We start from the raw sequence: 23,730 nt of genomic DNA, 5'->3' as shown, positions 1-23,730 counted from the left end.
GTGACGTTCCGGGTGGGTTCAGGCGTCGCCTCCCCCGGTCGGCGGACCCGCCGCCGCCTCGTGCATCGCCAGTTCGAGGAGGGCCGGGTCGGTGAGGGTGCCCGAGCCGTCCGGCGGGACCAGCCAGCGGACGCCGCCGGTGGCGCGGCCGGGGTAGGGCACGACGATCCAGGTGCCGGTGCCCGCCGTGCGGATGCCGGTGCCGACCCAGCGGGCGGCCGTGCCGGGCGGCACGAGGAAGCCCATCCGGTTGTCCCCGAAGTCGGCCAGGACGGGTCCGGGCCGGTCGAGGATGCGGGTGAGGACGTCGAGCGTGGGATAGCCCAGCTCGCCCGGCAGGATCAGTACGTCCCAGGACCTGCCCGCGGGCAGGAGCGTCACCCCGTGCGGGTTGCGCTCCCATTCCCAGCGGCAGGCCTCGGGGTCCGGTGCGACGGATGCCAGCCACTCGACGGCCGTCTTCGCCCCAGTCATGAGAAGACCTCCAGTTCACTCTCCGTGCCGTGGTCGACGCGTGCGCGTCACACAGGAGAGGGAGGTCACCCGGGGTGCATTACGCGAATTGCGGCTCCTCGTTGGAGTGAACCGGCTCACACCCCGGGCGGGGCGGTCAGCTGTCGAAGCCCAGGCCGAGGCGGTCCATGGTCCGCAGCCAGAGGTTGCGGTGCCCGTCCCGCTCGTCGGCGCGGGCCAGCGACCACTTGGTGAGGGCGATGCCGGTCCAGGCGAACGGCTCGGGCGGGAACGGCAGCGGCTTCCTGCGCACCATCTCCAGCGAGGTCCGCTCGGTGGTCTCCCCGGCGAGCAGGTCGAGCATCACGTCGGCGCCGAACCGGCTCGCGCCGACCCCGAGCCCGGTGTACCCGGCCGCGTAGGCCACCTTGCCCTGGTGGGCGGTGCCGAAGAACGCGGAGAAACGGGAGCAGGTGTCGATGGCGCCGCCCCAGGCGTGGGTGAAGCGCAGGCCCTCCAGCTGCGGGAAGCAGGTGAAGAAGTGCCCGGCGAGCTTGGCGTACGTCTCGGGCCGGTCGTCGTGCTCGGCGCGCACCCGGCCGCCGTAGGGGTAGATCGCGTCGTAGCCGCCCCACAGGATGCGGTGGTCGGCGGAGAGGCGGAAGTAGTGGAACTGGTTGGCGCTGTCGCCGAGGCCCTGGCGGCCCTTCCAGCCGATGGCGTCGAGCTGGGCGGGGGTCAGCGGCTCCGTCATGAGGGCGTAGTCGTAGACGGGGACGGTGTAGGCGCGGACCCGCTTCACCAGGTTGGGGAAGACGTTGGTGCCGAGGGCGACCCGGCGGGCGCGGACCTGCCCGTAGGGGGTGCGGACGGCCATGCCGGGGCCGTGCGGCTTGAGGGCGAGGGCCGGGGTGTGCTCGTAGACGCGGACGCCGAGGCCGAGGCAGGCCTGCTTGAGGCCCCAGGCGAGTTTCGCGGGGTGGAGCATGGCGACGCCGCGGCGGTCGTACAGGCCCGCCCGGAAGGTGGGTGAGTCGACCTGGGCGCGGACGGCGTCGGCGTCCAGGAACTCGACGCCGTCGGCGAGGCCGCGTCCCTGGATCTCGTCGTACCACTCGCGCAGTTCGCGGGCCTGGTAGTCCTCGGTGGCGACGTCGATCTCGCCGGTGCGTTCGAAGTCGCAGTCGATGCCGTAGCGGGCGACGGCGGCCTCGATGCCGTCGAGGTTGCGGGCGCCGAGTTCCTCCAGGCGGTGGATCTCGTCGGGCCAGCGGGTCAGTCCGTTGGACAGCCCGTGGGTGAGGGAGGCGGCGCAGAAGCCTCCGTTGCGGCCCGAGGCGGCCCAGCCCACCTCGCGGCCCTCCAGCAGCACCACGTCCCGCTGCGGGTCGCGCTCCTTGGCGTTGAGCGCGGTCCACAGTCCGCTGTAGCCGCCGCCGACGACCAGCAGGTCGCAGGTCTCGGCGCCGGTCAGCGCGGGTTCGGGCTGCGGCTTCCCGGGGTCCTCCAGCCAGTACGGGACCGGCTGCGCCTCGGAGAGCGACTTCGTCCACTGTCGGTCTGTGCCACGGCTCATGGCGCTTGGGGCCATGATTTCAACTCCCTACGAGAATGCGTGCCGCGGGCCGTCCGGAATTCCGGCCGGTGCGGCACTCACGCCTTCTGCTTGTTCCGGCGATGGGTGATGACCATGGAGGTCAGGACGAACAGTACGGCGACGAGGAACATGGCCGTACCGATGACATTGATCTGAACGGGCGTTCCGCGCTGGGCCGAGCCCCACACGAACATGGGGAAGGTGACGGTGGAGCCCGCGTTGAAATTGGTGATGATGAAATCGTCGAAGGAGAGCGCGAAGGCGAGCAGCGCGCCCGCGGCGATTCCGGGGGCCGCGATGGGCAGGGTGACCCGGACGAAGGTCTGGAAGGGTCCGGCGTAGAGGTCCTGCGCGGCCTGTTCCAGGCGGGGGTCCATCGACATGACGCGGGCCTTGACGGCGGTCACGACGAAGCTGAGGCAGAACATGATGTGGGCGATGAGGATCGTCCAGAAGCCCAACTGGGCGCCCATGTTGAGGAACAGGGTGAGCAGCGAGGCGGCCATGACGACCTCGGGCATCGCCATCGGCAGGAAGATCAGGGAGTTGACGGTGCCGCGGGCGCGGAAGCGGTAGCGGACGAGCGCGAAGGCGATGGCGGTGCCCAGCGCGGTGGCGCCGAGGGTCGCCCAGAACGCGATCTGGAGGCTGAGGGAGAGCGAGCCGCACATTCCGGCGACACCGCACGGGTCTTTCCAGGCGTCGAGGGAGAACTGCTGCCACTGGTAGTTGAAGCGCCCCTTCGGCTGGTTGAAGGAGAACACCGTGACGATGACGTTCGGCAGGAGGAGATAGGCGAGCGTCAGCAGTCCCGCGATGACGACGAATTTCTTCCTGAGCCAGGTGACGAAAGGCATTTAGACCAGATCCTCCGTCCCGGACCGGCGGATGTAGAGGGTGACCATGAGCAGGATCGCGGCCATCAGGATGAACGAGAGGGCGGCGGCCGTCGGATAGTCCAGGACGCGCAGGAACTGGGTCTGGATGACGTTGCCGATCATGCGGGTGTCGGTGGAGCCGAGGAGTTCGGCGTTGACGTAGTCGCCGGAGGCGGGGATGAAGGTCAGCAGGGTGCCGGAGACGACGCCGGGCATCGACAGCGGGAAGGTGACCTTGCGGAAGGTGGTGACGGGGCGGGCGTAGAGGTCTCCTGCCGCCTCGTGCAGCCGTCCGTCGATGCGCTCCAGCGAGGTGTAGAGCGGCAGGATCATGAACGGCAGGAAGTTGTACGTCAGTCCGCAGACCACGGCGAGCGGGGTGGCGAGCACGCGGTCGCCCGCGGTCCAGCCGAGCCAGCTGGTGACGTCGAGGACGTGCAGGGTGTTGAGGGCTCCGACGACGGGTCCGCTGTCGGCGAGGATCGTCTTCCAGGCGAGGGTGCGGATGAGGAAGCTGGTGAAGAACGGCGCGATCACCAGGATCATGATCAGGTTGCGCCAGCGGCCCGCGCGGAAGGCGATGAGGTAGGCCAGCGGGTAGCCGAGGACCAGGCAGAGCACGGTCGCGGCGCCCGCGTAGAGGACCGAGCGCAGGAACTGCGGCCAGTACTCGCTCAGCGCGTCCCAGTAGGTCGCGAAGTGCCAGGTGACCTTGTAGCCCTCCTCCAGGGAGCCCGTCTGCACGGACGTGGAGGCCTGGTAGATCATCGGCAGCGCGAAGAAGACCACGAGCCAGAGCAGTCCGGGCAGCAGCAGCCAGTACGGCGTCCAGCGCCCGCGCTTCCTGGGCGGCTTCGCCTCGGGGGCGGGTGGGGAGAGCGGCGGGGGCGCCTCGGTGAGTGTCGCCATCAGACCGCCGCCTCCTCGTCGAGGCCGGCGTCGATGTCCTGGTCGGCGTCGAGGCCGAAGGTGTGGGCGGGGCTCCAGTGCAGGACGACCTCGGCGCCGGGCGCGAGCCGCGGGTCGCGGTCGACGTTCTGGACGTAGACCTCGAACTCGGGGCAGACGGCGGTGTCGACGACGTACTGGGTGGAGACGCCGATGAAGGAGGTGGTGGTGATGCGGCCGGTGATCCGGTTGCGGCCGTCCGGTATCTCGCCCGCGTCGTCGGCGGGGGTGAGGGAGATCTTCTCCGGGCGGACACCGACGAGGACCTTGCCGCCGGTGGCGGTGGGGGCCGGACAGCGGGCCTCGGGCAGGACGAGCTTGCCGCCGCCCGCCTTGAGGACGATGTCGCCGCCGTTCTTGGAGTCGACCTCGGCCTCGATGAGGTTGGAGGTGCCGAGGAAGTTCGCGACGAAGGTGGTGCGCGGGTTCTCGTAGAGGTCGGCGGGCGAGCCGAGCTGTTCGACGCGGCCGCCGTTCATCACGGCGACCGTGTCGGCCATCGTCATGGCCTCCTCCTGGTCGTGCGTGACGTGCACGAAGGTGATGCCGACCTCGGTCTGGATGCGCTTCAGCTCCAGCTGCATCTGGCGGCGCAGCTTGAGGTCGAGGGCGCCGAGCGGCTCGTCGAGGAGGAGGACGCCGGGCGTGTTGATCAGGGCGCGGGCCACGGCGACGCGCTGCTGCTGGCCGCCGGAGAGCTGGTGCGGCTTCTTGCGGGCCTGCTCGCCGAGCTGGACCAGGTCGAGCATGTCGCCGACCTGCTTCTTCACCGACTTGATGCCGCGGCGGCGCAGGCCGAAGGCGACGTTCTCGAAGATGTCGAGGTGCGGGAAGAGGGCGTAGGACTGGAAGACCGTGTTGACGGGCCGTTTGTACGGCGGGAGGGCGGTGACGTCCTGGTCGCCGAGGTGGACGGTGCCGGAGGTGGGTTCCTCCAGGCCCGCGATCATGCGCAGGGTGGTGGTCTTGCCGCAGCCGGAGGCGCCGAGCAGGGCGAAGAAGGAGCCCTGCGGGACGGTCAGGTCGAGCGGGTGGACGGCCGTGAAGGAGCCGTAGGTCTTGCTGATGCCGGTGAGGCGGACGTCGCCGCTGGTGTTCGTCGTCGTCTTCATCTCGTCACGCCCCAGTGAGCTTCGCGAACTGTGCTTCGTAGGCGGTCTCTTCCTTCGCGCTCAGCGAGCGGAAGGAACGGGACTTCGCCTGCATGGCCTTGTCGGGGATGATCAGCGGGTTGTCCGCCGCGTCCTCGTCGATCTTCGCCAGCGCGTCCTTCACTCCGTCGACGGGACAGACGTAGTTGATGTAGGCGGCGAGCTGGGCGGCCGGTTCCGGCTCGTAGTAGTAGTCGATGAGCCGTTCGGCGTTGGTCTTGTGCCGGGCCTTGTTGGGGATCAGCAGGTTGTCGGTGGACGTCATGTAGCCGCTGTCGGGGATGACGAAGTCGACGTCGGGGCTGTCGGCCTTGAGCTGGACGACGTCACCGGCCCAGGCGATGCAGGCCGCGAAGTCGCCGCTGGTGATGTCCGAGGTGTAGTCGTTGCCGGTGAAGCGGCGGATCTGGCCGCTGTCGACGGCCTTCTGGAGCCGGGCTATGGCGGCCGAGAAGTCGTCGTCGGTGAACTTCCCGGGGTCCTTGCCCATGTCCAGGAGGGTCATGCCCATGCTGTCGCGCATCTCGGTGAGGAAGCCGACGCGGCCCTTGAGCTTGGGGTTGTCGAGGAGGTCGGAGACCGACTTCACCTCGATGCCGTCGAGGGCCTTCTTGTTGTAGGCGATGACCGTGGAGATGCCCTGCCAGGGGTAGGAGTAGGCGCGGCCGGGGTCCCAGTCGGGGTTGCGGAACTGGGGGGAGAGGTTGGCGTAGGCGTGCGGCAGGTGGGAGGCGTCGAGCTTCTGGACCCAGCCGAGGCGGATGAGGCGGGCGGCGAGCCAGTCGGTGAGGACGATGACGTCGCGGCCGGTGGACTGGCCCGCGGCGAGCTGCGGCTTGATCTTGCCGAAGAACTCGTTGTTGTCGTTGATGTCCTCGGTGTACTTGACCGCGATCCCGGTGCGTTTCGTGAACGCGTCGAGGGTGGGGTGGCGCTTGCCCGCGTCGTCGGTGTCCATGTACTCGGTCCAGTTGGAGAAGCTGACGGTCTTCTCCTTGGCCGAGTGGTCCTCGGCGGACGTGCCGCCCTCGGTCCTGCCCGCGGCCGGGATGCCGCAGGCGCTGAGGGCTCCCAGGCCGCCGAGCGCCAGGGCGCCGCCGGTGGAGGCGCGCAGCAGGGACCGGCGGGTCATGGCCGCCCTGCCGCCCAGCAGACTGCGCCGTAGGGCGGCCGCCTGGGGCGGGGTCAGGCGGTCGGGCTCGTAGTGCTCCATGCGCGTAGTGCCCTTTCAGGACGGTGCTGCCGGGCTGCCGGGCGGGGCCGTGGTCGGCGGTGTGTCCCGCCCGGCGGCAGCCGGAAAGCTGACTACTGACAGTCCCCGAAGACGGTGCGGTGCCAGGGCTTCCGGGCGACCGCGGTGTTGTCGAACATGACGTGCTTGATCTGTGTGTACTCCTCGAACGAGTACGCCGACATGTCCTTGCCGAAGCCGGACGCCTTGTATCCGCCGTGGGGCATCTCGCTGATGATCGGAATGTGGTCGTTCACCCATACGCACCCGGCCTTGATCTCCCGTGTCGCCCGGTTGGCCCGGTAGACGTCCCGGCTCCACGCGGAGGCCGCCAGCCCGTACGGGGTGTCGTTGGCGAGGCGGATGCCCTCGTCGTCGCTGTCGAAGGGCAGCACCACGAGGACCGGGCCGAAGATCTCCGCCTGGACGATCTCGCTGTCCTGGGTGGCGTCCGCGACGAGGGTGGGGCGATAGTACGCGCCGTTCTTGAGATCTTCCTGGGGAGCCTCGCCGCCGGTCACCACGCGCGCGTAGCCGCGCGCCCGGTCGACGAAGGCGGCGACGCGGTCGCGCTGGACGTGCGAGATCAGCGGGCCGAGGTCGGTGTCGGGGGCGAACGGGTCGCCGAGGCGGACGCCGTCCATGAGCTGGGCGACGCGCGCGACGAACGCGTCGTACAGGGGGCGCTGGACGTACGCGCGCGTGGCGGCCGTGCAGTCCTGGCCGGTGTTGATGAGGGAACCGGCGACCGCGCCCTGGGCGGCGGCCTCCAGGTCGGCGTCGTCGAACACGACGAAGGGCGCCTTGCCGCCCAGCTCCAGGTGGAGCCTCTTGACGGTGGCGGTGGCGATCTCGGCGACGCGCTTGCCGACGCCGGTGGACCCGGTGAACGAGGTCATGGCGACGTCGGGGTGGCCTACCAGGTGCTCGCCCGCGACGAGGCCGAGCCCGTTGACGATGTTGACGACCCCGTCGGGGATGCCGGCCTCGGTGGCGGCCTGGGCGAAGAGCAGGGAGGTCAGCGGGGTCAGCTCGGCGGGCTTCAGCACGATGGTGTTGCCCGCGGCGATCGCCGGGAGGATCTTCCACGCCGCCATCTGGAGGGGGTAGTTCCAGGGGGCGATCGAACCGACCACCCCGATGGCCTCCCGCCGTACGTAGGACGTGTGGTCGCCGGAGTACTCCCCCGCCGACTGGCCCTGGAGGTGGCGGGCGGCGCCCGCGAAGAAGGCGGTGTTGTCGATGGTGCCCGGGACGTCGAACTCGCGGGTCAGCTTCAGCGGCTTGCCGCACTGGAGGGACTCGGCGCGCGCGAAGTCCTCGGCGCGCTCCGTGAGGACCGCGGCGAAGCGGTGCAGGGCGTCCGAGCGCTCGCCGGGCGTGGCGCCCGACCAGCCGGGGAACGCGGCGCGCGCGGCGGCCACGGCGGCGTCGACGTCGTCGGCGCCCGCCAGCTCGTACGTGTAGACCTCGTCGCCCGTCGACGGGTCGACCACGGCGTGCGTCCGGCCGGACGTACCGTGCCGGAGGCGGCCCCCGATGTACTGGGCGCCCTCCGCGAAACGCTCCTGCGCGGGGAACCGGTCGGATCGGTCCGGGGTGGCACTGCCCGGGTTCTCCATGTCGCTCTCCTCCGCCTTCGCCCCGTCGTCCACGGGGGCGGGTGGCGTAGCTCCGGCCTGATTTGAGTGCCGATCCTGGCAGAGCAATGGGACGCCAACAAGTGATTCCGTTGTTGCCTTTTGGTTACGCGACGGAATCTGTCGACCAGGTGTCGAGTCGACACGGAAAAGGGCAGACGCAGTGTCAGTGGCGCGTGCCAGGGTGGACGGCATGGCGACGATCGATTCCTTGGAGACCCTCGTCGGGGCGTCCCGCGCGGGGGCCCGGATCAGGTACCTGCTCTTCTGGGGACACACCCCGCGGCCCGACGGGCGGCTCGGCGCGAGCTGCCTGAGCCAGTGGTGGCCGTCGCCGTTCATCGTGTCCGGCGTGGAGTACGCGACGGCCGAGCACTGGATGATGGCCGCGAAGGCGCGCCTGTTCGGCGACGCGGAGGCGGAGCGGCGGGCGCTGGCCGCCGGGCATCCCGCGCAGGCGAAGAAGGCGGGCCGCCTGGTCCGGGGCTTCGACGAGACGGTCTGGGCGCGGGAGCGGTTCGGGATCGTGGTCGAGGGCAGCGTCCACAAGTTCGCCTCGGACCCGGAGCTGCGGCGGTTCCTGCTGGGCACCGGGGACCGGGTGCTGGTGGAGGCGAGCCCCGTGGACCGCGTCTGGGGCATCGGCCTCGCCGCGACCGACGAGGCCGCCGAGGACCCGGAGCGCTGGAAGGGCCCCAACCTGCTCGGCTTCGCCCTGATGGCGGCACGGGAACGGCTGCGGGAGGAGTGAGGGGGCCTCCGGCGGAGGAGCGGGGGCGGTGGGGAGGCGGGGCCCGGTGGGGGAGGTGGAAGTCTCCGGCGTGGAGGTGGAGGTCTCCGGCGGGCGAGGAGTTCGAGAAGAGGCCGCCGTGCGGGGCGGACGCCCGGTGGCTCAGAGGTCAGGGCTCAGGGCTCAGGGCGAAGAGGAGGACCCCGAAGGCGACCGCGAGGGCCATTCCGGTCGAGCCGCAGATGATCCCGGCCAGGGCCTGGCCGGGGTTGGTGGCCTCGCCCCGCCGGGCCTTGGCCCGGCCGATCAGGCCGAACACCAGCGCCAGGACACCGCCGACGATCGCCACCGGCCAGAGGCAGAAGCCCACGGCGGCCACGATCCCCAGGGTCAGGGACGCGATGCCCATGCCGTTGCTCGGCGACTGGGGGACGGGGGGCCAGCCGTAGGCGCCGGGGCCGGCGGGGTGGCCGGGGGCGCCGCCGTAGCCCGGCTGGGCCGCGGGGCCCGGAGCGCCGTAGGGGGCGGCGGGGTGCGCATACGGGGCGGGATGCGCGTAGGGGACGGGATAGCCGTACGGCACCTGCGCCGGGCCGTCGGGGGCGAGCGGCGGCGGGGGTACGGCGCCGTCGGCGGGCGGGGCGAAGGGGTGGCCGTAGGGGGCGGCACCGCCGGAGGCCGGGCCGGGGCCGGGGTGAGCGGCAGGGGTGGGAGGCGCGGCGGGCCCGGGGACGCCGGGCAGCGACGTCACCGTCTGCTGGTCATGAACGGAAGGGGCGGAGGGGGTGGCCGCGGGGCGCTCCTGTGGGTCCTGCTCCGCCGGGGCGTCCGCCGGGCCCGCGTACTGCGGACCCTCGCTGCCCTCGGGGACGGAACCGGGCGCGGCCCACGGGTCGCGGGCCGACTCGGACGCCGACGCGTCACCGGACATGCGGCCCCCTCTGCCAGACGTTCCCCCATGCTACGACCGGGTCCGCCCACCCGGACGCCCGGCCCCGCACCGCCCGTGGCCCCCGAACCCGCCGCCCCCTCCCAGAGCCCCGGCCCCGCCATCCCACCGGCCGGCCCCAGCGGCCCAGCGCGGCACTCCCCCGAGCCCGACCCCGCCTCCCCCACCTCACCCGCCTCCCCACCGGCCCCTCCCCCACCCTCCGCCTACGATGACCTGGTCTCGTCGATCAGCCGATCACCCGCGTCCCGGACGGCCACCGCCACCGGGGCGCCGTCCCGGGGAGGACCCCTTGACCCTGCAAGCGCCGCAGAACGCGCCCCTGAACGCCTTCATCGCCGGTCTGCCCAAGGCCGAACTGCACGTCCACCACGTCGGCTCCGCCTCCCCGCGGATCGTGTCCGAACTGGCGGCCCGCCACCCCGACTCGAAGGTGCCCACCGACCCCGAGGCGCTGGCGGACTACTTCACGTTCACCGACTTCGCGCACTTCATCCAGGTGTACCTCTCGGTCGTCGACCTGATCCGCACCCCGGAGGACGTCCGGCTGCTGACGTACGAGGTGGGGCGCGAGCTGGCCCGCCAGCGGGTGCGGTACGCCGAGCTGACGATCACCCCGTTCTCCTCCACCCGGCGCGGGATCGACGCGCGCGCCTTCATGGACGCGATCGAGGACGCCCGCAAGGCCGCCGAGGCCGAGTTCGGGACGGTCCTGCGCTGGTGCTTCGACATTCCGGGCGAGGCCGGGCTGGAGGCGGCCGAGGAGACGACGGTGCTCGCCACCGACGACCGGCTGCGCCCGGAGGGCCTGGTGTCGTTCGGGCTGGGCGGCCCCGAGATCGGCGTACCGAGGCCGCAGTTCAAGCCGTACTTCGACCGGGCGATCGCCGCCGGGCTGCGCTCGGTGCCGCACGCGGGCGAGACGACCGGCCCCGGCACGGTGTGGGACGCCCTGACCCATCTCGGCGCCGAGCGGATCGGGCACGGCACCAGCTCCGCCCAGGACGAGAAGCTGCTCGCGCACCTCGCCGAGCACCGCATCGCGCTGGAGGTGTGCCCGACGTCGAACATCGCCACGCGCGCGGTGCGGACGCTGGACGAGCACCCGATCGGCCGGTTCGTGGAGGCCGGTGTGGTGGTCACGGTGAACTCGGACGACCCGCCGATGTTCGGCACGGACCTGAACACCGAGTACGCGGTGGCCGCCCGGCTCCTCGGCCTCGACGAGCGCGGGGTCGCCGACCTGGCGAAGAACGCGGTGGACGCGTCCTTCCTGGACGAGCCCGGCAAGGCCCGCATCCGGACCGAGATCGACACCTACACGGCGTCCTGGCTGGCCCCCTGAGCGAGGCACGGAGGGCGGGCCGCGCACCGGGCGGTCCGCCCCGGCGGGAACGGCGCCGCCGCGCCCCCGACAATGGGCGCATGCAGACCGTGACCGCCGTGGCCCATCGCGGCGACCCCTACCGCCACCGTGAGAACACCCTCGACTCCCTGCGGTCCGCGCTCGACCGGGGCGCGGACGCCGTGGAGATCGACGTACGTCTGACCCGGGACGGCGTCCCCGTGCTGCTGCACGACGAGACGCTGAACCGGTTGTGGGAGCACGACCGGCCGCTGCGGTCGCTGTCGGCGGCCGAGCTGCGCGGGCTGACCGGCGGCGGGGTGCCGACGCTCGCGGAGGCGCTGGCCGCGACCGGCGACGGCCGGGTGATGATCGACCTGCCGGGCACGCGCGAGGAGAAGTCGGCCCGCCGGATCGTGGACGCCGTCCGCGAGGCCGGAGCGGCGGACCGGGTCTACTACACCGCCGACGCGCGGGCGATGCTTGCGGTCCGCGCGGCCGACCCGTCCGCCGAGATCGCCCTGACCTGCGCCAGCGTGGCACCTCCGCGTCCCGCGCTGCTGGCGGCGATCGGGCCGCGCTGGCTCAACTACCGCTTCTCGCTGGTCGACCGCGACCTCGCCGCCCGCGTGCACCGTGACGGCCGTCTGCTGTCGGTGTGGACGCCGGACACCCGCCGCTCGATGCGCCGCCTGATCGGCCTGGGCGTCGACTCGATCACCACCAACCGCGTCGACGTCCTGTGCGCCCTGCGCGACCGGGACCACGACGGAGGCGACGCCGGACGGCGCGGCTGATTGCACCTGGTACGTCCCCTCAGCGGGGAGGCGCTCAGGCCGCGGCAACCGCGTGGGCGGGCCACGGGGTGAGCGCCTCCAGCCGCTTGATCTTCCGGCGCACGACGTAGAGCGGTATCGCGCCGAACACGCCGAACGACATGTCGATGACGGTCCACCAGAACGGGATGCCGCGCAGCGGCCCGCAGATCAGGGCCAGCGGGATGATGCCCGCGCAGGCGATCAGCGCGAACTCGACGACCCAGACGTTGCGGACGGGGTCGCGGTAGGGCCCGTGGAAGGCGACGGCGATGACGAGGTGGGCGAAGGCCAGCCAGTCGGTGCCGTAGAGCAGGAACGGGTAGCGGGCGTCGACGGTGTCCAGGCCTTCCCTGACCCGCACGATCCAGTCCATCAGGCCGGGAAGGTGCTCGGGCACCGCCAGGGACCGCAGCAGGTCCTCGGTCCAGCGCAGCTCGTGGACCAGGGGGAAGGCGGTGGCGCCGCTCAGCGCCAGGCACACCACGAAGAAGACAAGCCAGACACGGATGCCCTTCAGCAGGGCGGCTCTGTCGCTCATGGACGCAGCGTACGCCGCGAATTGAACACGTTCAAAACCACCCCCGGCGACCGCCGTACGCTTTCGTCATACCCTCCAGGGGTATAGGGTCGCCCTAGATACCCCCCACGGGTATAAAAACGCACGCAGCGCGGCGGCGCGAGCCCCACGCAGGAGACACGACGGGAGCGCGGGATGAATCCCCTGCTGAAGACCGGGGCGTTCGCGGCGGCACTGGTAGCGGTCTGCGGTACCGGGTACGGCGTCGGCACGGCGATCGGCCCGCTGAACCTCGATCCGGCGCCGGTCGCCGCGGGCCACGATGACCGGCACAGCCCGGACGGAGAGACGGACGCGGCCACGCGCGGCACGGGCGACGCCGTACCGGCCGGACTCCAGGTCGCCCAGGACGGCTACGCGCTCGACCTGGAGACCGGCACCGTCCCGGCGGGCGCGGACCGCACCCTCCGCTTCACCGTCCGGGACGCGGACGGCGACCCCGTGACCCGCTTCACGACCGCCCACGGCAAGCAGCTGCACCTGATCGTCGCCTCGCGCGAACTGACGACGTACCGCCATCTGCATCCCGTGCGCGCGGCCGACGGCACCTGGAGCACGCCGGTGGACCTCCCGGACGCGGGCGGCTACCGCGTCTTCGCGGACTTCGTGCCCGCGGACCGCGAGGAGAAGGACGACGGGAAGAGTCCGGCGGGCCTGACCCTCGGCTCCGACCTGACCGTCACCGGCCCCTACCGGGCGGACCGGCCCTCCGCGCCCGCCGCCACCACGACCGTCGACGGCTACGCGGTCACCCTGCGCGGCACGCTGCGGCCCGGTACCGCGAGCGAGCTGACGTTCACCGTCCGCCGCGACGGACGGCCGGTCACCGGACTCCAGCCCTACCTGGGGGCGTACGGTCATCTGGTCGCGCTGCGCGCGGGCGACCTGGCGTATCTGCACGTCCACCCGCACGAGGAGGCGCACGGCACGGCCCTCTCGGGGCCCGACGTGGCGTTCACCGCGGACGCGCCGAGCGCCGGGACCTACCGGCTGTTCCTGGACTTCAAGGTGGACGGGACGGTCCGGACGGCGGCCTTCACGGTCCGGGTGGGCGCGCAGCCGCCCGCCTCCACGCCGCCCGCGCCCGCCCCGGAGCACGGGACGGGCGCCCCGCACGGCCACTGAGCCGACCGCGTCACGGCCGCCTCACTCGCTCCCGGCGCTCCTGACCTGGCGGTCGGCGCGGAACTCGGGGGTGGCCCCCGTGTCGCGCGCGGAGGGCACCGGTGTGGGGGCGCGGCGCTGGGCGGCCGGGGACGAGCGGGCCTCCGACGGCGGGATCGACCGGACCGGGCCGGGGTAGGAGGCGGACGGGCGGGGCGAGCGCGGCGCCGGGGTCGTCGCGGGGTCCGGCACGGAGGGCGGGCCGGTGACGGGCGGCGGGGCCATGGGCGCGGTGGGGGCGACCGGTTCGGCCGGGGAGCCGCCGCGCAGCGGCAGCGCCACCAGCACGGCGACCGCGCAGGCGGCGCCCGCGCCGAGGGCGGTGCGGACGAGGCGGCGGCGGGCGGCGCCGCGCCGGACGGCCTCGTAGCGGCCGGGGGGCGGGGCGAGGTGTCCGGCCGGGGGCCGCAGGAGGACGGTCAGCGGGTCCGGGTCGTCGTGCGGCGGGCGGGGGCCGAGGCCGGCGCGGGCCTCGTCGGCGCCGTCGGCGTCGTCAGCGTGCGTGATCAAGGCTTCTCCCCAGGTGGGCACGGAGCAGTTCGCGGGCCGCGTGGAGATCGGCCTTGACGGTTCCTTCCTTGCGCCCGGTGAGCACGGACACCTCCCGGATCGGCATGTCAGCGTAGTAGTGCAGCAGGATCGGCACGCGCAGCCGGTCCGGCAGGGACTGCACGAGGAGCCGGACCGAGGGGTCGGTCTGCTCGGCGGGCGGGCGGACCGCGGCCTCGGCGGTGACGCGGCGGACGGCGCGGCGCTCGCGTTCGAGGCGCCGCCAGTGGTCGCGGACCAGGTTGGCGGCGGTGACGTAGAGGAAGCCCTGCGGTTCGGTGACGGCGGTCCAGCGGGCCCAGAGGCGGGTGAAGGCCTCGGAGGCGATCTCGTGGGCGGTCTCGTCGTCGTCGACGAGGCGGCGGCACCACCCGGCGAGGCGGGGGTAGAGGGCGGCGAACAGGTCGGCCGCCGCCCGCTCCCGCGATCGTTTCACCGTGCTCCCGCCGCGCTCAGGGCGGCGAACACGATCACGTTGTCGCGGTATCCCTCGCCGTCGTGGGGACCGCCGCACGTGATGAGACGCAGTTCGGGCCGGTTCACGTTCCCGTAGACGTCCTCGGTGGGGAAGTCCGCCTTGTCCACCGTGCGGACGTCGGTGACGGCGAAGGCGGCGGTGGTGCCGTTCTCCAGGCGCGCCGTGATCCCGTCGCCCCGGCGCAGCCGGTCCAGCCGGCGGAAGACGCCGTCGCCGTACGGGCCGACCGTGACGTGGCCGAGGATCACCGACGGGCCGGTCTGGCCCGGGGTCGGCGAGTACCGGTACCAGCCGGCGCGGTCGTCGGCGGTGATCGGCGGCACCTCGACGGTGCCGTCGGCGGCCACGCCCAGTCGCAGCAGCGGGGTGTCGACCCCGATGGCCGGGATGAGCAGCCCGACCGGCACCGACCGCCCGAGGGGCCGTACGGTGCCGGGCGCCGAGGGTGCTCCGGCGGTGCGGGTGGGCGGGGTGGTCGCCGTCCGGTGGTCCGGGGTGGCGGCGCAGCCGGTGAGGAGGGCGGCGCCGGTGGCGGCGAGGAAGGCGCGCCTGGAGTACGGGCTCATGCGCCGGTCGTCCCCCGGCGGCGTACGACGACGATCCCGGCGCCGCCCAGGGCGAGCACGGCGGCGGCCCCGCCGCCGATCAGGGCGCCCTGGTGGCCGCTGCCGGTGGTCTCACCGGTCTCGGCGGCGCCGCGCGGGACGACCCGGACCTGGCCGGAGTCGCGGAAGCCCTCGGCGGGCGCCGGGACGGCGCTGGCGTCGTCGGAGCGCTCCTGGGCGGAGCTGTACGGCACCGGGGTCGGGGTGCGGCCCTCGGCCTGCGCGGGGGCGGAGGCGACGGGCGACGGCGCCCGCCCGTCGGCGGCGGCGCTGCCCGCGCCCAGGAACAGCGCGGCGCCCGCGACGGCCAGGGCCCCGAGGCCGGTTCGGCGGATGGTTCGCATCAGTGGTTCTCCTTCGTCGGTCCGCACGGCTGCGTGACGGATCGAGCGAAGAGACGAGGCACCCCGGACCCGGGTTGTAAAGAACAGGCAAAGCCGTTCCGGTGTACGGCGGTACGGCGGTGCTACAGGCCCGCGATCGCGTTCCAGCGGCGGGCGAACTCGACGCGTTCGCCGGGGCGGATGTCGCGGGCGATGGCGAGGCGGGCGCGCATCGTGTCGTCGGGGAAGATCAGCGGGTCCTCGGCGAGGGCGGCGGTGTCGGGGTCCTTGGAGCGGGCGAGGACGTCGCGGGCGGCGGGGACGGGGCACACGTAGTTGACCCAGGCGGCGAGCTGTGCGGCGACCTCGGGCTCGTAGTAGTAGTCGATGAGGCGTTCGGCGTTGGCCTTGTGGGCGGCGCGGTTGGGGATCATGAGGGATTCCGACCAGAGTTCGGCGCCCTCCTCGGGGACGACGAAGCGGATGTCGGGGTTGTCGGCCTGGAGCTGGATGACGTCGCCGGAGTAGGCCTGGCAGGCGAGGACGTCGCCCGCGACGAGGTCCTTGGTGTAGTCGTTGCCGGTGAAGCGGCGGATGTGGCCGTCCTTGACGCGGCTCTCGACCTGGTCGCAGACGCGGTGGAAGTCGTCGGCGGTCCAGCGGGTGACGTCGACGCCGTTGCCCTGCATGAGCAGCGCGAACGCCTCGTCGAGGCCGGACAGCAGGGTGACCCGCCCGCGCAGGTCCTTCGCCCACAGGTCGGAGACCTGCCGGATGTCGCGGCCGAGCCTGCGGCGGTCGTAGGCGATGCCGGTGATCCCGGACTGCCAGGGGACGGTACAGGCGCGGCCGGGGTCGAAGGCGGGCGAGCGCAGCAGCGGGTCGAGGTAGGTGGTGACGTGGGGCTGGCGGGCGCGGTCCATCGTCTGGACCCAGCCGAGGCGGACGAACCGGGCGCACATCCAGTCGCTGACGACAATGAGGTCCCGGCCGGTGGCCTGGTGGTTCATCAGGGCGGGGCTGATCTTGCCGAAGAACTCGTCGTTGTCGTTGATCTCCTCGACGTAGTCGACGGAGATGCCGGTGCGGCGCTGGAACTCGGCGAGGGAGGGCCTGCTGGTGGGGTCGTCGTCGTCCGTGTCGATGTAGAGGGGCCAGTTGGCCCAGGTCAGGCTGCGGTCGCGGGCGGAGTCGTCGGCGGCGCCCCGCTCCCCCGGTTCGACGTACGCGGCGGGCACCCCGCAGGCGGCGAGGGCACCGAGCCCCGCCGTACCGCCGAGCGCGCGAAGCAGGGACCGCCGGGAGAACGCACCGGACCGCGGAGCAGGAGCAGCAGACATGCCCGCAGCCTCCTCCTCCCCCTCCCCCCGGACAATGGACGCCCCGTCGAGCGAACCGCAAGAACGATGACACCCTGTCAACCCCCCAGGGGCGCGGGGAACGGCGCGACCGGCCACAACGCACCCGCACCCACAAACCCCACCCCCACCCCCCACCACCCCAGGGGCGCGGGGAACTGCGCGACCAGCCACAACGCACCCGCACCCACACCCCCCGGCCCCGCCGACCCTCGACAGGGGCGCGGGGAACTGCGCAAAACGGCCCCCCACAGACCCGCACGGACATCTCCGCGCAAGCCCACGAGGGACCGCCAAGGCAAAGCGCCGACGTCACGCGTCCAGCGACGTCATCACATGCTTGATCCGCGTGTAGTCCTCGAACCCGTACCCGGACAGGTCCTTGCCGTAGCCGGACTTCTTGAACCCGCCGTGCGGCATCTCCGCGACCAGCGGAATGTGCGTGTTGATCCACACGCACCCGAAGTCGAGCTTCTTGGACATCCGCATGGCCCGCCCGTGGTCCTTGGTCCACACCGAGGAGGCGAGGGCGTAGTCGACGCCGTTGGCCCAGGTGACGGCCTGGTCCTCGTCGGTGAAGGACTGGACGGTGATGACGGGCCCGAAGACCTCGTTCTGGATGATCTCGTCGTCCTGGCGGAGCCCGGAGACGACGGTCGGCGCGTAGAAGTAGCCGCGGTCGCCGACGCGCTGCCCGCCCGCCTCGACCTTGGCGTGCGCGGGGAGCCGCTCGATGAAGCCGGAGACCTGCTTGAGCTGGTTGGGGTTGTTGAGGGGGCCGAAGAGGACGTCCTCGTCGTCGGGCTGTCCGGTCTTCGTCTCGGCGGCGGCCTTGGCGAGCGCGGCGACGAACTCGTCGTGGATGCCTTCCTGGACGAGGACGCGGGTGGCGGCCGTACAGTCCTGGCCGGCGTTGAAGAAGCCCGCGACGGAGATGTCCTCGACGGCCTTGGCGATGTCGGTGTCGTCGAAGACGACGACGGGTGCCTTGCCGCCGAGTTCGAGGTGGACGCGCTTGAGGTCCTTGGAGGCGGACTCGGCGACGGACATGCCGGCGCGTACGGAGCCGGTGATGGAGGCCATCGCCGGGGTGGGGTGCTCGACCATGAGGCGGCCGGTGTCGCGGTCGCCGGTGACGACGTTGAAGACGCCTTGGGGCAGGATGCCGCCGATGATCTCGGCGATGAGGACGGTGGAGGCGGGGGTGGTGTCCGAGGGCTTGAGGACCACGGTGTTGCCCGCGGCGAGCGCCGGGGCGAACTTCCACACGGCCATCATCATGGGGTAGTTCCAGGGTGCGACCTGCGCGCAGACGCCGATGGGCTCGCGGCGCACGATGGAGGTGAGGCCTTCCATGTACTCGCCGGCGGAGCGGCCCTCCAGCATGCGGGCGGCGCCCGCGAAGAAGCGGATCTGGTCGACCATCGGCGGGATCTCCTCGGACCGCGTGAGGCCGATCGGCTTGCCGGTGTTCTCGACCTCGGCGGCGATGAGTTCCTCGGCGCGCTCCTCGAAGGCGTCGGCGATCTTCAGCAGGGCGCGCTGGCGCTCGGCCGGGGTGGTGTCGCGCCAGGCGGGGAAGGCCGCGTCGGCGGCGGCCATGGCGGCGTCGACGTCCGCCTGCCCGGAGAGCGGCGCGGTGGCGTAGGCCTCGCCCGTCGCGGGGTTGACCACCTCGGTGGTCCGTCCGTCGGCGGCGTCCCGGAACTCACCGTTGATGTAGTTGCGCAGACGACGCAGCTCGGTGCTCACTGCCGGCCTCCTGTCAGGGTCGAACGTGTCCAGTCTCTGAGACACCCACCCTAATCGCCGGGCCCACGTTTTCAATACCCTCGATCGGGCCACTGCTGCGAAATCCGCACGTCTCGGTCGCGTAAACAACGAATTTCATCGCACGCGCCTTGCGCAACGGTCGAGACGTCGTGCACAGTGAGCCCGTGGCCAGTCGAAGCGCAGAGCAGCGGGACTCCAGGGAGTCCAAGAGCGGCACCCCGCACCTGGATGCCGTGAGCCTCGCCATCGTCGAGCAGCTCCAGGAGGACGGCCGCCGGCCGTACGCCGCGATCGGCAAGGCCGTCGGCCTGTCGGAGGCGGCCGTGCGCCAGCGCGTCCAGAAGCTGCTGGACCAGGGCGTGATGCAGATCGTCGCCGTCACGGACCCGCTCACCGTGGGTTTCCGGCGGCAGGCGATGGTCGGTGTCAACGTCGAGGGCGACGTGGAGTCCATAGCCGACGCGCTCACCGCCATGCCGGAGGTGGAGTACGTGGTGATGACCGCGGGCTCGTACGACATCCTCGCGGAGATCGTCTGCGAGGACGACGACCACCTGCTGGACGTCATCAACAAGCGCATCCGCGCGCTGTCCGGCGTGCGCTCCACCGAGAGCTTCGTCTACCTGAAGCTGAAGAAGCAGACCTACATGTGGGGAACCCGATAACCGTGAGGACCCGATAACCGTGAGCACCAAGGACCTCAGCCGCACCGCGTACGACCACCTGTGGATGCACTTCACCCGCATGTCCTCGTACGAGAACGCGCCCGTCCCGACCATCGTCCGGGGCGAGGGCACCTACATCTACGACGACAAGGGCAAGCGGTACCTCGACGGCCTCGCGGGCCTGTTCGTCGTCCAGGCGGGTCACGGCCGCACCGAGCTGGCGGAGACCGCGGCCAAGCAGGCGCAGGAACTGGCGTTCTTCCCGGTGTGGTCCTACGCCCACCCCAAGGCCGTGGAGCTGGCGGAGCGTCTCGCCCACCACGCGCCGGGCGACCTCAACAAGGTCTTCTTCACCACCGGCGGCGGCGAGGCGGTCGAGACCGCCTGGAAGCTCGCCAAGCAGTACTTCAAGCTCCAGGGCAAGCCGACCAAGTACAAGGTCATCTCCCGCGCGGTCGCCTACCACGGCACCCCGCAGGGCGCCCTGTCCATCACCGGCCTGCCCGCGCTGAAGGCCCCCTTCGAGCCGCTGGTGCCGGGCGCGCACAAGGTGCCCAACACCAACATCTACCGCGCCCCGATCCACGGCGACGACCCGGAGGCCTTCGGCCGCTGGGCCGCCGACCAGATCGAGCAGCAGATCCTGTTCGAGGGCCCGGAGACCGTCGCCGCCGTCTTCCTGGAGCCGGTGCAGAACGCGGGCGGCTGCTTCCCGCCCCCGCCCGGCTACTTCCAGCGGGTCCGCGAGATCTGCGACCAGTACGACGTGCTGCTCGTGTCGGACGAGGTCATCTGCGCCTTCGGCCGCCTCGGCACGATCTTCGCCTGCGACAAGTTCGGCTACGTCCCGGACATGATCACCTGCGCCAAGGGCATGACCTCGGGCTACTCCCCGATCGGCGCGTGCATCGTCTCCGACCGGATCGCCGAGCCGTTCTACAAGGGCGACAACACCTTCCTGCACGGCTACACCTTCGGCGGCCACCCGGTCTCCGCGGCGGTCGGCCTCGCCAACCTCGACCTGTTCGAGCGCGAGAACCTCACCCAGCACGTCCTCGACAACGAGGGTGCCTTCCTCAGCACCCTCCAGAAGCTGCACGACCTGCCCATCGTCGGCGACGTCCGCGGCAACGGCTTCTTCTACGGCATCGAGCTGGTGAAGGACAAGGCCACCAAGGAGTCCTTCAACGACGAGGAGACCGAGCGCGTCCTGTACGGCTTCCTGTCGAAGGCCCTCTTCGACAACGGCCTGTACTGCCGGGCCGACGACCGCGGCGACCCGGTCGTCCAGCTCGCCCCGCCGCTGATCTCCACCCAGGAGACCTTCGACGAGATCGAGCAGATCCTCCGCGCCACCCTGACGGAGGCGTGGACGAAGCTCTGACCGTGCCGTGCCCGCGGTCGCCCGCTCCGTCCCGGGCCGGACACCCCGGCCCCGCGTCTCCCGCCCCGGCTGGTCGGGCTGAACTCCCTCACAGCCTGATCAGCTGATCAACACCGGCCCCGGCGCCGTCCGTTCGAGTGAGAAACGGCGGCCCGGGGCCGTGTGCTGTCCGGATGCCCGACACCCGCTGCCTAGCGTTCCTGTGACCGATCGGCCCTGCCTCCCGCGCCCCGCGCGGGGCGGCGCTCCCCCGTCCGGCGTGACGTTTCCCCCCTGTCCGGGGCGGCGTTCCCCCGTCCGCGGGGCGGCCCGGGAACTACGGATCTGAACCGAGGTGTACGCGCATGGCGGCTCCGCCGGACAACGACGTGCTGTGGGCCCGCTCCCTGCACTTCACCCACCGCGACGGCTCACCGGCGCTCGGCGGGGTCTCGCTGGGCGTGCGGAGCGGCGAGATCCTCGCCGTCACCGGCCCCCGCGGCAGCGGCAAGACGGCCCTGCTGCGCTGCCTGGCCGGACTGTCGCGCGCCCAGCGCGGCGAGGTCTGGTTCGACGGCGTCTCCGTCCACACCCTGGGCGCGATCGCCCGCGAGCGGCTGCGCCGCGACCGGTTCGGCTGGATCGACCCCGCGCCGGCCCTCGTCCCCGAACTGAACGTGTGGGAGAACACTGCGCTCCCGCTGATGCTGCGCGGCACCGGCCGCGGGCGCGCCAAGGGCGCCGCCCTGGAGTGGCTGGACCGGCTCGACATCGGCTCCACCGCCCGGCGCCGCCCGCACGACCTGACCCAGGCGCAGCGCCAGCGCGTCTGCCTGGCCCGCGCCCTGGCCGCGGCGCCCTCGGTGCTCTTCGCGGACGAGCCGACGGCGCCCCTGCACCGCACGGACCGCGACCAGGTGCTGCGCACCCTGACCTCGGCGGCCCGCTCGCACGGCATCACCGTCGTCCTGGCCACCCACGACCCGCGGACGGCGGCCCTCGCCGACCGTACGGTCTCCCTGCTGGACGGCCGCCGGGTGCGCACCGTGCACCTGCCGCCGGTCACCGAGTCGGAAGGCCGGGCGGCGTGCTCGCTCTCCGCCTGACCCGCGGCGCCGGACCCGCCGTGCAGACGCGCCGCCTGCTGGTGGCGGCGGCGTCGGCGGGCACCGGCTTCCTCCTGCTGTCGATCCTCGGTCACGCCCTCGGCCATCCGGCGGGCGCCGGGACCTCCGCGCTGCGGCTCGCCTGGTGCGCGGTCCCGCTGGCCGCGACGGTCCAGTTCGCGCTCGCGGTGGCCCGCACCGACCCGGGCACCCGGCCCCGGCCCGGTCTGGCGGCGATCGGCCTGGGCCCGGTCCGGCTGATGGCGATCTCCGCGACCACGACCGCCCTGTCCACGCTCTTCGGGTCGATGCTGGCGCTGCTGCTCTTCCTGCATCTGCGCGGCGACCTGACGGGTCTGCCGTTCGACAGCGACGCCGCCGAGTTCCTCGCGGCGGGCGTCCCGCTGCCGCTCCCGGCCGCGCTGACCCTGCTGGCGCTGGTGCCGGTGGCGTCCTCGGTCGCGGTGGCGCTGTCGCTGCGGCCGCGCGAGACCCGCCTGGCCGCGGGGGCCCGCGGCACGGGCATCGCCCTGCGCCGCTTCAGCCCGGCCGCCTCCGTCCGCGAGACGTTCGGCGCGTACGGCCGGTTCGGCGCCCGCGGCCAGGACCGCCCCACGGCGGGCCGTACGGTCACGGCGACGGCCAACGGCAGCCACGCCAACGGCGCGTCGCTCGGGACCGCCGACGGCTCGGGCACGCTCACCGCGACCGTCCGCACGCCGCGGGAACCGGTACGGGCGACGGTGACGGAGGTCCCGGCGCCGGACGCGGCCAACTCCGCCGGGCCCCTCGCGCCGACGGACACCCCCGCCGCCGACCCCGTGCTCGCCCTCGCGCCCGCGCCGCCCGCGCCGAAGGCCACCGCCCTCCCCTGGGGCGCGGCCCTCCTCGCCGCCGGGCTCGCCGTGGAGGCGTACGCGGGCCGCTCCCCCGGGCACGCGCTCGCCCTGCCCGGCGGCCCCACCGGCCCCGCCGTGGTCCTCGCGGGCTGGGTCCTCACCGCGCTCGGCCTGGCCGTGGCCGGTCCGAGCCTCACCCACCTGTGCGGACGGCTCCTCCAGGCGGCGGGCCCCGGCGCGCTGCGCCTCCTCGCCGGGCGCGGCCTGATGGAGGCGGCGTCCCGGATCGGCCGCCCGCTGGGCATCCTGTGCGCGGTGGCCTCCGGCGCCTACGCCCTGTCGACGCTGTACGACGACAGCGACCCCTCGCTCGGCCCGCTCACCGTGCTCGGCGCCTCCTTGGTCGCCGGGTGCGCGCTGGCCACGCTGTGCACGGCGGCCGTGGAGGCCCGCCAGGCCCGCGCCGACACCACGGCGGCCCTGCGCCGCCTCGGCGCGCCGTCGACCGCGCTGCGCGGCGCGGCGGCGCTGCGGGCGGGCGCCCTGGCCGCGCTGTTCGTGCCGCTCACCGTGGCGGTGGCGGTCCTGGCCGCGCTCCCGCTGACCCGCTGACCCGCTGAGGCTGCCCGGCGCGGCCCGGCGCGGGCGGGAAAAAAGATTCCCGGGCCGCGATGAGTTCCGCCGGGACCCGGGGTCTACCCCACCGACACACACCGCAGCACCCCGTACGCACCCGATGGGAGCCCCCCGATGACCAGCAACGCCTATCAGCAGATGGTGTTCATCAACCTGCCCGTGGCGGATCTGGCCGTGTCCAAGAAGTTCTTCACGGACCTCGGCTACGCGCTCAACCCGCAGTTCAGCGACGACAACGCGGCCTCGTTCGTCATCAGCGACACGATCATCGCGATGCTGCTGACGAAGCCGTTCTACGCGACCTTCACCCAGAAGGAGATCGCGGACGCCACCAAGACCAGCCAGGTCATGATCGCGCTGAGCGCCGAGAGCCGCGAGAAGGTCGACGAACTGGTCGACCGCGCGCTGGCGGTGGGCGGTTCGCAGGGCAACCCGACGCAGGACCTCGGCTTCATGTACGGCCGTTCCTTCGACGACCCGGACGGCCACACCTGGGAGGTCGCGTGGATGGACCCGTCGGCGATCGAGGGCTGAGCCTCTCCGGGCCCCGGACG

The 23,730-nt window shown here is 72.6% G+C and carries 24 protein-coding genes; 9 read left to right on the top strand and 15 right to left on the bottom strand.

The genetic code is table 11. The features are described 5' to 3' along the window. Window positions 1–18: 18 nt before the first annotated feature. The 7 genes from ACIQPQ_RS36320 to ACIQPQ_RS36290 form a co-directional block, all read right to left on the bottom strand. A complete protein-coding gene (locus tag ACIQPQ_RS36320; protein ID WP_383774104.1) occupies window positions 19–474 on the bottom strand; it encodes a hypothetical protein in 456 nt (151 codons plus the stop codon). Window positions 475–610: 136 nt separating this feature from the next. After that, a complete protein-coding gene (locus ACIQPQ_RS36315) occupies window positions 611–2,044 on the bottom strand; it encodes an NAD(P)/FAD-dependent oxidoreductase (RefSeq protein ID WP_383774106.1) in 1,434 nt (477 codons plus the stop codon). Window positions 2,045–2,106: 62 nt separating this feature from the next. Further along, complete coding sequence (locus ACIQPQ_RS36310; RefSeq protein ID WP_401312892.1) at window positions 2,107–2,907, bottom strand: ABC transporter permease; 801 nt, start codon at window positions 2,905–2,907, stop codon at window positions 2,107–2,109. After that, on the bottom strand, window positions 2,908–3,837 hold the full coding sequence (locus ACIQPQ_RS36305; protein WP_401312889.1) for an ABC transporter permease: 930 nt from the start codon (window positions 3,835–3,837) through the stop codon (window positions 2,908–2,910). Next, entirely contained in the window at window positions 3,837–4,988 is a 1,152-nt protein-coding gene (locus tag ACIQPQ_RS36300) for an ABC transporter ATP-binding protein (protein WP_401312887.1), read from the bottom strand. Before ACIQPQ_RS36300 ends, ACIQPQ_RS36305 begins: the two co-directional genes overlap by 1 nt. Before the next feature lie 4 nt (window positions 4,989–4,992). Beyond that, a complete protein-coding gene (locus tag ACIQPQ_RS36295) occupies window positions 4,993–6,240 on the bottom strand; it encodes a spermidine/putrescine ABC transporter substrate-binding protein (protein ID WP_401312885.1) in 1,248 nt (415 codons plus the stop codon). Window positions 6,241–6,332: 92 nt separating this feature from the next. After that, entirely contained in the window at window positions 6,333–7,880 is a 1,548-nt protein-coding gene (locus ACIQPQ_RS36290) for a gamma-aminobutyraldehyde dehydrogenase (protein WP_401312882.1), read from the bottom strand. A gap of 211 nt (window positions 7,881–8,091) precedes the next feature. Between ACIQPQ_RS36290 and ACIQPQ_RS36285 the strand changes: the two genes are divergently transcribed. Then, on the top strand, window positions 8,092–8,649 hold the full coding sequence (locus ACIQPQ_RS36285; protein ID WP_401312879.1) for an NADAR family protein: 558 nt from the start codon (window positions 8,092–8,094) through the stop codon (window positions 8,647–8,649). Window positions 8,650–8,797: 148 nt separating this feature from the next. Here the strand turns inward: ACIQPQ_RS36285 and ACIQPQ_RS36280 are convergent, their stop codons facing one another. Further along, window positions 8,798–9,559, bottom strand: coding sequence for a DUF4190 domain-containing protein (locus ACIQPQ_RS36280; protein ID WP_401312876.1), 762 nt, complete (start codon window positions 9,557–9,559; stop codon window positions 8,798–8,800). 229 nt (window positions 9,560–9,788) lie between these two features. On the opposite strand from ACIQPQ_RS36280, the gene ACIQPQ_RS36275 reads away from it, so the two are divergent. Both ACIQPQ_RS36275 and ACIQPQ_RS36270 read left to right on the top strand, forming a co-directional pair. Beyond that, window positions 9,789–10,922, top strand: coding sequence for an adenosine deaminase (locus tag ACIQPQ_RS36275; RefSeq protein ID WP_401312873.1), 1,134 nt, complete (start codon window positions 9,789–9,791; stop codon window positions 10,920–10,922). An 80-nt stretch (window positions 10,923–11,002) separates the two neighbouring features. Continuing rightward, a complete protein-coding gene (locus ACIQPQ_RS36270; protein ID WP_401312871.1) occupies window positions 11,003–11,719 on the top strand; it encodes a glycerophosphodiester phosphodiesterase in 717 nt (238 codons plus the stop codon). A 34-nt stretch (window positions 11,720–11,753) separates the two neighbouring features. Here ACIQPQ_RS36270 and ACIQPQ_RS36265 read toward each other — a convergent pair whose 3' ends face one another. Next, window positions 11,754–12,278, bottom strand: a complete 525-nt coding sequence (locus ACIQPQ_RS36265) for a hypothetical protein (RefSeq protein WP_401312868.1) — start codon at window positions 12,276–12,278, stop codon at window positions 11,754–11,756. A gap of 174 nt (window positions 12,279–12,452) precedes the next feature. Here ACIQPQ_RS36265 and ACIQPQ_RS36260 point away from each other — a divergent pair, with 174 nt between their 5' ends. After that, window positions 12,453–13,442 carry a hypothetical protein gene (locus tag ACIQPQ_RS36260; RefSeq protein WP_401312866.1) on the top strand — a complete coding sequence of 330 codons (990 nt, stop codon included), beginning with the start codon at window positions 12,453–12,455 and terminating at the stop codon, window positions 13,440–13,442. Window positions 13,443–13,463: 21 nt separating this feature from the next. Here ACIQPQ_RS36260 and ACIQPQ_RS36255 read toward each other — a convergent pair whose 3' ends face one another. From ACIQPQ_RS36255 to ACIQPQ_RS36230, 6 genes are all read right to left on the bottom strand, one after another. Then, a complete protein-coding gene (locus ACIQPQ_RS36255; RefSeq protein ID WP_401312863.1) occupies window positions 13,464–13,991 on the bottom strand; it encodes a hypothetical protein in 528 nt (175 codons plus the stop codon). Next, the gene (locus ACIQPQ_RS36250) at window positions 13,975–14,466 is read right to left on the bottom strand and encodes an RNA polymerase sigma factor (RefSeq protein ID WP_383774130.1); all 492 of its coding nucleotides are present in this window, start codon (window positions 14,464–14,466) and stop codon (window positions 13,975–13,977) included. The genes ACIQPQ_RS36255 and ACIQPQ_RS36250 overlap by 17 nt, the downstream gene beginning before the upstream one ends. Further along, complete coding sequence (locus ACIQPQ_RS36245) at window positions 14,463–15,074, bottom strand: class F sortase (protein ID WP_383774132.1); 612 nt, start codon at window positions 15,072–15,074, stop codon at window positions 14,463–14,465. Before ACIQPQ_RS36245 ends, ACIQPQ_RS36250 begins: the two co-directional genes overlap by 4 nt. Continuing rightward, window positions 15,071–15,448 carry a sortase-dependent protein gene (locus ACIQPQ_RS36240; protein ID WP_401312931.1) on the bottom strand — a complete coding sequence of 126 codons (378 nt, stop codon included), beginning with the start codon at window positions 15,446–15,448 and terminating at the stop codon, window positions 15,071–15,073. Before ACIQPQ_RS36240 ends, ACIQPQ_RS36245 begins: the two co-directional genes overlap by 4 nt. 131 nt (window positions 15,449–15,579) lie before the next feature. Then, entirely contained in the window at window positions 15,580–16,776 is a 1,197-nt protein-coding gene (locus ACIQPQ_RS36235) for a spermidine/putrescine ABC transporter substrate-binding protein (RefSeq protein WP_401312859.1), read from the bottom strand. Between the two features lie 330 nt (window positions 16,777–17,106). Further along, window positions 17,107–18,546 carry a gamma-aminobutyraldehyde dehydrogenase gene (locus ACIQPQ_RS36230; RefSeq protein ID WP_401312856.1) on the bottom strand — a complete coding sequence of 480 codons (1,440 nt, stop codon included), beginning with the start codon at window positions 18,544–18,546 and terminating at the stop codon, window positions 17,107–17,109. A gap of 170 nt (window positions 18,547–18,716) precedes the next feature. On the opposite strand from ACIQPQ_RS36230, the gene ACIQPQ_RS36225 reads away from it, so the two are divergent. From ACIQPQ_RS36225 to ACIQPQ_RS36205, 5 genes are all read left to right on the top strand, one after another. Continuing rightward, window positions 18,717–19,232 carry an Lrp/AsnC family transcriptional regulator gene (locus ACIQPQ_RS36225; protein WP_383774138.1) on the top strand — a complete coding sequence of 172 codons (516 nt, stop codon included), beginning with the start codon at window positions 18,717–18,719 and terminating at the stop codon, window positions 19,230–19,232. 19 nt (window positions 19,233–19,251) lie between these two features. Continuing rightward, window positions 19,252–20,616, top strand: coding sequence for an aspartate aminotransferase family protein (locus tag ACIQPQ_RS36220; protein WP_401312853.1), 1,365 nt, complete (start codon window positions 19,252–19,254; stop codon window positions 20,614–20,616). Window positions 20,617–20,960: 344 nt separating this feature from the next. Then, window positions 20,961–21,701, top strand: coding sequence for an ABC transporter ATP-binding protein (locus tag ACIQPQ_RS36215; protein WP_401312850.1), 741 nt, complete (start codon window positions 20,961–20,963; stop codon window positions 21,699–21,701). After that, window positions 21,683–23,152, top strand: a complete 1,470-nt coding sequence (locus tag ACIQPQ_RS36210; protein WP_401312848.1) for a hypothetical protein — start codon at window positions 21,683–21,685, stop codon at window positions 23,150–23,152. The genes ACIQPQ_RS36215 and ACIQPQ_RS36210 overlap by 19 nt, the downstream gene beginning before the upstream one ends. A 138-nt stretch (window positions 23,153–23,290) precedes the next feature. Then, complete coding sequence (locus ACIQPQ_RS36205; RefSeq protein ID WP_383774147.1) at window positions 23,291–23,710, top strand: VOC family protein; 420 nt, start codon at window positions 23,291–23,293, stop codon at window positions 23,708–23,710. The last annotated feature ends 20 nt before the right edge of the window (window positions 23,711–23,730 follow it).

This window comes from Streptomyces sp. NPDC091281, from assembly GCF_044757425.1.
Lineage (GTDB): Bacteria > Actinomycetota > Actinomycetes > Streptomycetales > Streptomycetaceae > Streptomyces.
The sequence above is the reverse complement of the archived record's forward strand: the minus strand, read 5'-3'. Positions and strand labels throughout refer to the sequence as shown.